Below are 1,228 nucleotides of genomic sequence, written 5' to 3'. Positions count from 1 at the left end.
CAATGCTGTTCACTTAAGCGGTGCAGCATTGCGATTAACTGGATACCGGGTTTTAGACATCTTTACAATCCGGGGCCTACCTGGCCTCGGCTTTCTCACTAAAAACAAGCTACTAATACCACTTCTTAACTCTCTTAATCTCATCCCCGTTTTCGACTCCGGTTTCGCCTCTGCCATGACAACCAGGTTTGCTGCAATGTAATGAAAGGCCGCTTTAAACCGAATATCCTTTACTCTCTGGCCATGAACAGCTGCCGCATGACTGGCTTCACGGCGTACCAGATTGTAGGCCAGTAACAGGCCCCATACTTCCTGATAGACCAGATCAACCTTCTTGCTTCGTAAGGTCATGGCATTATTCAACATTGACGTTTTCATGTCGCGAAAGCTCAACTCAATTTCCCATCGTTGATGGTAGAGCTGAGCAACACTTTCCTTAGGGTAAACCTCTGCAGGTAAGGAAGTGACTACCGTTTTTTCTGTACCTTCAACACCGTAGGTGACAGCCCTGGCATACCAATATTCCGGCAAGCCTGGATTCTTCTTCCGGGCTTGTGGTGACACCTTCATACGCCATAGCTGGTCACCTGCCCCATACTGTTCCACTACCTCGTAAACAACGCCGGTTTTCTTCGGGATGAGCCAATGTCGATGCGTTTCCTGACTCGATAGTGAATGCATCAGGTTGGCACTCCAAAATGCTTTATCAAACAAGGTGACACTGTGATCGGGGATTTTTGCCAGCATGGCTTCCGCTAATGGAACTTCTCCTCGCCGAAAAGGGCTGACTTGTGCGTCCATCACTACGTGAGTGTGAGTATTCATCAAGGCAACACAGCGCAATAAAGGGTAAGGAGTTTGTCGATTCGTCGAGGTATTTCCTGATCCAAAGTGTTCACGTAGCTCAGGGTTATCGGGGGTACGAAACTGTGCGCCATCAACAGCGAATACTTGAAGTCCTAACCAGTCATCCTGTTCAAACCGTTCACTAGCCCAGTGTTGTCCCGTCCGTTGAAACAACCACTGTAAAGGCTCCGCCCCTAGTCGCTGACGTGCGGATGAAATACCACTTTTGGCGAGGAGGCTCTCAGAAGCCAGGCCTTCTGAACAGATGTTGAGTCGTCTGGCGACTTCTTCAATCGGCTCATTTCGAAATAGAGCCATGCCTAGTACAAGCCATAGCACTTGATCTTCAGGCAAACGTCGACGACGTATAGTGGCTTTTGAT

General features: G+C 48.8%; 1 protein-coding gene. It reads right to left on the bottom strand.

The annotated features are described in order from the left end of the window. Positions 1-9: 9 nt before the first annotated feature. Positions 10-1,228, bottom strand: a 1,219-nt coding sequence (locus ACR2PX_RS23355; protein ID WP_434001756.1) for an IS4 family transposase, incomplete at its 5' end; no start/stop codon positions are given.

This window comes from Endozoicomonas sp., assembly GCF_051008435.1.
Taxonomy (GTDB): domain Bacteria; phylum Pseudomonadota; class Gammaproteobacteria; order Pseudomonadales; family Endozoicomonadaceae; genus Endozoicomonas_A.
This window is presented reverse-complemented; position numbering and strand designations above follow the sequence as displayed.